Consider the following 6,601-nt stretch of genomic DNA (forward strand, 5'->3'; position numbering starts at 1 on the left):
GTTCCGGCTGCGGCTGAGCCGCCGGGCTCAGTTCCGGCTGACGTCGACCGGGTGGGTGGCCAGCAACGACAGCGGCAGTGGCTGCCGACGCAGCACCCGGCCCCACAGGTCGACCCGGGCCTCCGATAACACATCGGCCGGCAGCGCCGACAACACGATCCAGTCGTCGCGCTCGATCTCGCCTTCGAGCTGGCCCATGGTCCAGCCCGCGTAGCCGGCGAAGATGCGCACCCCCTCGACGAACGGCGCGACGGTCCCCGGGTCGACGTCCAGGTCCACCATCACCGTGCGCCCGGCGACCTGACGCAGCCCTGAGACGCCGCCGATGTCGGCGCCGACCCGCAGTACGGCCAGGCAGAGGGCGGCGTCCCGCTTCACCGGCCCGCCGACGAACATCGTCTTGGGCTTGGCGGCCAGCTTGGACCACTGTGGTAGCACGTTGTGGACGGCCGCCTCGCTGGGCCGGTTGAGCACCACCCCGAGGGTTCCGCCGTGGTTGTGCTCGACCACGTAGATCACCGTGCGTCGAAACGTCGGCTCGAGCAGGTCGGTGTTGGCCAACAGCAGCGTGCCGGCCCGGATCCGATGCGCCGCAGGCGCCAGGTAGTCCTCCGGGTCTTCGGGTTGCGCCACTCGACCATCATGGCACCCGAGGCCGCTGACCGGGGCAAGTCGCACGCAACATGGCAACCGGACCGGCGCCGCATTTGTACCCTGGTCTGGGGCCGGCGCCGCGCCGTCCGCTCGCGTCCGGAAGTAGGTTCTGTGGTCGACCTCCACGCACCGGTGACCCTGTGGCGGTCGGCGCGCGGCCTCCCGGAGTTCTGGCGGTTGCTGGAGCTGCGCGTGGTCACCCAGTTCGCCGACGGCCTGTTCCAAGCCGGGCTCCTCGTCGGCCTGTTGTTCAACCCGGAGCGCGGCGCCCGGCCGCTGGACGTCGCCGCCGCGTCGGCGGCACTGCTGCTGCCGTACTCGCTGCTGGGCCCGTTCGCCGGGGCGCTGCTGGACCGCTGGGACCGGCGGTCGGTGCTGATCGTCGTCAACCTGGCACGACTGGTGCTGGTGGTCGGCCTCGCCGCCCTGTTGGCGGGCGGTGCCCGGGAGCGGGTGGTGCTGCTGGTGGCGTTGTTCGCCAACGGCCTGGCTCGGTTCATCGGATCCGGCTTGTCGGCGGCGCTTCCCCACGTGGTGCCCCGCGGACAGGTGGTCACGATGAACTCGGTGGCTATCGCCACCGGCGCCGTGGCCGCCTTCCTGGGGGCGAATTTCGCGCTGCTGCCACGCCGGCTGGCCGGCGTCGCCGATCGCGGCGCCGCGGCGGTCATCGTGACCGTCGCGGTGCCGGTCGCCGTCGCTCTGTTCTTGTCGCTGCGCTTCGCGCCGCGCGCACTCGGCCCCGATGACACCAAACGCGCCATCCACGGCTCGGTCTTCTACGCGGTCACCACCGGCTGGCTGCACGGCGTCCGAACGGTGCGGACCCGGCCGACCGTGGCCGCCAGCCTGTCCGGACTGGTCGCGCACCGAATGGCGATCGGGGTCAACACCCTGCTGGTGCTGATGCTGGTGCGACATGTAGACGTGCAGACCGTCGCCGGGTTGGGCACCACGGCGTTGTTTCTCGGCGCGATCGGCGGCGGGTCGTTCGTGGCCAATGTGCTGACGCCGGCGCTGCTGCGGCGCTGGGGCCGCTACGCCACCGGCAACGGGGCGCTGGCGGCGGCGGCGGCCATCCAGCTGGCGGGGGTCGGGCTGTACCTGCCCGCCTTGGTGGCGTGTGGTTTCCTGCTCGGCGCGGCCGGCCAGGTGGTCAAGCTCTGCGTCGACGCCGCCATGCAGATCGATGTCGACGATCCGCTGCGCGGGCACGTGTTCGCGGTGCAGGATTCGCTGTTCTGGATCGCGTTCGTCGGGGCGGTGACCCTGGCCGCGGTCGTGATCCCGCCCGACGGGCACGCGCCCGCCCTGATCGTGATCGGGTCACTGCTGTACCTGGCCGGCCTGTTGGCACACGGTGTGATCGGCCGCGGCCCGGCGGTCGCGGGTTAGAGTGCCCCTATGGGTACCGCCGATGGCGTAGTCGCCGACCTTCGCGCGGAGAGCGACGACCTGGACGCGCTGGTGGCGCCGCTCACCGCGGATCGGTGGGCCGAGCCGACGCCGGCACCGGGCTGGACCATCGCCCACCAAATCGGCCACCTGCTGTGGACCGATCGGGTCGCGTTGATCGCCGTGACCGACGAGGCCGGTTTCGCCGAGCAGCTGGCCACAGCGCTGGCCGATCCGGCCGGCTTCGTCGACACCGCCGCCGCCGAGCTGGCCGCCGTCCGGCCCGCCGCCCTGCTGGCCGACTGGCGAGCGATCCGCCGCCGGCTGCACGCGGAGCTGCAGCAGATTCCGGACGGCCGCAAGCTGCCCTGGTTCGGGCCGTCGATGAGTGCGGCGTCGATGGCCACCGCCCGACTGATGGAGACCTGGGCACACGGCCTGGACGTCGCCGACGCGCTGGGGGTGACCCGGCCGCCCACCGCGCGGCTGCGGTCCATCGCCCACCTGGGCGTGCGCACCCGCGACTACGCCTTCGCCGTCAACAACCTGACCCCGCCGGCCGACGCCTTCCTGGTGGAGCTGCGCGCTCCTGACGGCGGCATCTGGTCGTGGGGCCCGCCGGACGCCGCGCAGCGGGTGACCGGCACGGCACAGGACTTCTGTTTCCTGGTCACCCAGCGTCGCTCGCTGAGCAGCGTCGACCTGACCGCCGACGGCCCGGACGCCCGGCGTTGGCTGCAGATCGCCCAGGCCTTCGCCGGGCCGCCCGGCGCGGGGCGGTGAGCGCGGGCACCGCGCGAAACGCAGCCGCGCCCAACCAACACCGCGCGGGGCGGTGAGCGCGGGCACCGCTACAGGGCGGTCGCGCCGTCGGCGACGCCGTCACCGTCGGCGTCGGTGAGCTTGACGTCCCACCGGCCGTCACCGTCGGTGTCGACGTAGGCGGTGTCGTAGTCGGCCCCGCCAGCGCCGTCGGAGCCGACCAGCACCCGGTCGGCCCGGCCGTCGCCGTCGGTGTCCAGCAGCCGGTCGTCGGCGCGGCCGTCGCCGTCGAAGTCCACCATCGGGCCGCCGAAGTGGACGACGCCGTCCAGACCCACCCAACGCAGCCCGGCCCGATCGGCTCGATCGGCCAACACCGCCCAGCGGCCTGATCCGTCGTCGGTGAAGTAGGCCGGGACCCCGTCGCGGTCCAGCACCAGATGGTCGGCCACCCCGTCGCCGTCCAGATCGGCGAGCGCGTCGTCGGCCAGCCCGTCGCCGTCGAAATCCAGGCTGATCGCGTCCAGCCGGCCGTCGCCGTCCAAATCCAGGTCCGGCGACCTAGTCCAGATGGTCGCCGTCCCGTCACCGTCACCCAAGCAGTAGTCCATGCCCGATCAGACGGGCGGTCGCGGCTACCGGTTCCGCTCCCACCAGGCCAGCAGCTCGGCGGTGGCCTCCTCGCGGGACAACGGCCCCCGCTCCAGGCGCAGCTCCTTGAGATAGCGCCAAGCCTCGCCGATGCGCGGCCCCGGCGGCACGCCGAGCAGCTGCATGATCTCGGTGCCGTCGAGGTCGGGCCGCACCCGCTGCAGATCCTCCTGCTCGGCCAGCGCGACGATCCGATCCTCCAGGTGGTCGTAGCTGCGCTGCAGCCGCGCCGCCCGGCGCTTGTTACGGGTGGTGCAGTCCGCCCGGACCAGCTTGTGCAGCCGCGGCAACAGCGGGCCGGCGTCGGTGACGTACCGGCGCACCGCCGAATCGGTCCACTTCCCCTCGTTGTAGCCGTGGAAGCGCAGGTGCAGGTAGACCAGCTGCGAGACGTCGGCGATCATCTGCTTGGAGTAGCGCAGCGCCTGCAGCCGCTTGCGGGCCAGCTTCGCGCCGACCACCTCGTGGTGATGGAAGCTGACCCCGCCGTCCGGCTGGTGGCGCCGGGTGGCCGGCTTGCCGATGTCGTGCAGCAGCGCGGCCCACCGCAGCACCAGATCCGGGCCCCCCTCCGGCGGCGGGTCCTCCAGCTCGATTGCCTGCCGCAGCACCGTCAGCGAGTGCTGATAGACGTCCTTGTGTTGGTGATGCTCGTCGATCGCCAGCCGCATCCCGCCGACCTCGGGCAGCACCACCTCGCCCATGCCGCTGGTCACCATCAGGTCGATGCCGGCGGCCGGGTCGGCGCCCAGCAACAGCTTGTCCAGCTCGGCCGCGACCCGTTCGGCGGTGACCCGCGCCAGCTGCGGCGCCATCTCGTCGATCGCCGCGCGCACCCGGGGCGCCACGGTGAGGCCGAGCTGGGCGACGAACCGGGCCGCCCGCAGCATCCGCAATGGGTCGTCGCCGAAGGAGACCGACGGCGCCGCCGGGGTGTCCAGCACCCCGTCGCGCAGTGCCGCTAAGCCGCCGAGCGGGTCGAGGAATTCGACCGGGCCGGCCGCGGTGACCCGGATCGCCATCGCGTTGACGGTGAAGTCGCGGCGCTGCAGGTCGTCCTCGAGCCGGTCGCCGAACCGCACCTGTGGGTTGCGGGAGACCTGGTCGTAGCTGTCGGCGCGGAAGGTGGTGATCTCCACCCGCTGACCACCCTTGTCGAGCCCGACGGTACCGAACTCGATTCCGGTCTCCCACACCGCGTCGGCCCAGCCGCCGATGATCCGCTGCACCTGCTGGGGGTGCGCGGCGGTGGTGAAGTCCAGGTCCGGGCTGAGCCGGCCCAGCAACGCGTCGCGTACCGAGCCACCGACCAGGTAGAGCCGGTGACCGGCCCCGTCGAACAGGCCGCCGAGCTCTCGCAGGGTCGGGGCATGCCGATTCAGCGCAATCGCGGCCGCGGTCAGCAAGTCATCGGCACCACTGGGTTCCGGCACGTTCGATGAGCCTAATCGGAGTCGATCGGGCCCGGTGCGGCGCAACCCGACCACCCGGTCACCGGCGAGTGCGAGCGGGCCCACCGGACCGGGCCAGCTACTATCGCATGGGTGTCGGACGGCGAAGACGCCAAGCCCGGACGGCGCCGTCGACGGCGCCGCGGTCGGCGCACCCCGGAGACGGCTCCGGACCCGGCCGATGCCGCCACCGCCGATGCCGGCCCGGCCGGGAACCCGGTGCCCGGCCCGACCCGCCCGCGCAACCGCCAGCGCACACCGCGCCGGCTGCGCACCGTGCATGAGACGTCGGCCGGCGGACTGGTCATCGACGGCATCGACGGGCCGCGGGAGGATCAGGTCGCGGCGCTGATCGGGCGGCTGGACCAGCGCGGGCGGATGCTGTGGTCGCTGCCCAAAGGCCACATCGAGATCGGCGAGACCGCCGAGCAGACCGCGATCCGCGAGGTGGCCGAGGAGACCGGGGTGCGCGGCAGCGTGCTGGCGGCGCTGGGCAGCATCGACTACTGGTTCGTCACCGACGGCCACCGGGTGCACAAGACCGTGCACCATTACCTGATGCGGTTCTCCGGCGGCGAGCTCTGCGACGACGACATCGAGGTGACCGAGGTGGCGTGGGTGCCGATCCGGGAACTTCCGGCGCGGCTCGCCTACGCCGACGAGCGCCGGCTGGCCGAGGTGGCCGACGAGCTGATCGACAAGCTGCAGACCGGCGGACCGGCCGCGTTGCCACCGCTGCCGGCGACCGCGCCGTGGCGGCGGGCTCAGACCCACTCCCGCACCCGCAACCGCCGTCCGGCTGATCGGGCACCGGACCGGAAGAACGGCCGCGGGCTGGGACCGTGACCGCATCGCGCCTCCACCGGGCCGCCGGGAGGTGTTCCGCCGTGGTAGCCAGCACGGTGATCGGTTTCGGAGCGGCGATCGTCTCACCGATCGCGCCGATGGCCCCGGCCGAGCCCGACCCGGTGTCTTTCGTTCAGGTCCGCATCGACGGAGTGAGCCCGGACCTGCTCACCGCCACCAGCGCCGCCACGGTCACCGTCAGCGGCGTGGTGGCCAACGTCGGCGACCGGCCGGTTCATGAGGTGATGGTGCGGCTCGAACACGCGGCGGCGGTGGCGTCCTCGGCGGGACTGCGCACCACCCTGGACGGCTCCAGCGACCAGTACCGGCCGGTGGACGACTTCGTCACGATCGCCCACGAGCTGCAGCGGGGCCAGGAGGCGCGGTTCCGTCTCTCCGCCCCGGTGTGGTCGCTGAACCGACCCGGCCTGGAGATCGACCGGCCGGGGATTTATCCGCTGCTGGTCAACGCCAACGGCACCCCCGACTACGGCGAACCCGCCCGGCTCGACGACGCCCGCTTCCTGCTGCCGGTGGTCGGGGTGCCCCAGACGGCGACCGAGTTGCCCACCGAGGCGGCCGCCCCGCTGCAGCTGACCGTGCTGTGGCCACTGGCCGACCGACCGCAGCTGACGCCGGGCGTGCCCGGGGGCACCCGGCCGGTCCGGCTCACCGACGACGAGCTGGCCACCTCGCTGGCGCCGGGCGGCCGGCTGGACGCGTTGGTCTCGGCGGCCGAGTCCGCCACCACCCCGGTCGCCGACCCGGACGGCGCGCTGGGCAGAGCGCTCTGCCTGGCCGTCGACCCGGATCTGCTGGTCACCGTCAACGCGATGGTCGGC

The 6,601-nt window shown here is 72.9% G+C and carries 6 protein-coding genes and 1 pseudogene; 4 read left to right on the forward strand and 3 right to left on the reverse strand.

Translation table 11 applies throughout. The annotated features are described in order from the left end of the window. Positions 1-27: 27 nt before the first annotated feature. Positions 28-633: a YqgE/AlgH family protein gene (locus AC2VNT_RS03015; protein ID WP_486945448.1), complete on the reverse strand. Its 606-nt coding sequence runs from the start codon at positions 631-633 to the stop codon at positions 28-30. 132 nt (positions 634-765) lie between these two features. Here AC2VNT_RS03015 and AC2VNT_RS03020 point away from each other — a divergent pair, with 132 nt between their 5' ends. Then, positions 766-2,049 carry an MFS transporter gene (locus tag AC2VNT_RS03020; protein ID WP_486945449.1) on the forward strand — a complete coding sequence of 428 codons (1,284 nt, stop codon included), beginning with the start codon at positions 766-768 and terminating at the stop codon, positions 2,047-2,049. Positions 2,050-2,058: 9 nt separating this feature from the next. Then, positions 2,059-2,832 carry a TIGR03084 family metal-binding protein gene (locus AC2VNT_RS03025; RefSeq protein ID WP_486945450.1) on the forward strand — a complete coding sequence of 258 codons (774 nt, stop codon included), beginning with the start codon at positions 2,059-2,061 and terminating at the stop codon, positions 2,830-2,832. 68 nt (positions 2,833-2,900) lie between these two features. Here AC2VNT_RS03025 and AC2VNT_RS03030 read toward each other — a convergent pair whose 3' ends face one another. Both AC2VNT_RS03030 and AC2VNT_RS03035 read right to left on the reverse strand, forming a co-directional pair. Continuing rightward, positions 2,901-3,422: a pullulanase gene (locus tag AC2VNT_RS03030; RefSeq protein ID WP_486945451.1), complete on the reverse strand. Its 522-nt coding sequence runs from the start codon at positions 3,420-3,422 to the stop codon at positions 2,901-2,903. 24 nt (positions 3,423-3,446) lie between these two features. After that, positions 3,447-4,895, reverse strand: coding sequence for a CCA tRNA nucleotidyltransferase (locus tag AC2VNT_RS03035; RefSeq protein WP_486945452.1), 1,449 nt, complete (start codon positions 4,893-4,895; stop codon positions 3,447-3,449). Positions 4,896-5,006: 111 nt separating this feature from the next. On the opposite strand from AC2VNT_RS03035, the gene AC2VNT_RS03040 reads away from it, so the two are divergent. Next, positions 5,007-5,759 carry an NUDIX hydrolase gene (locus tag AC2VNT_RS03040; protein ID WP_486945453.1) on the forward strand — a complete coding sequence of 251 codons (753 nt, stop codon included), beginning with the start codon at positions 5,007-5,009 and terminating at the stop codon, positions 5,757-5,759. Then, positions 5,756-6,601 (forward strand): annotated as a pseudogene (locus AC2VNT_RS03045) (hypothetical protein); the annotation flags it as partial. The gene AC2VNT_RS03040 and the pseudogene AC2VNT_RS03045, both read left to right, overlap by 4 nt.

This window comes from Mycobacterium sp. TH-M15, from assembly GCF_057473705.1.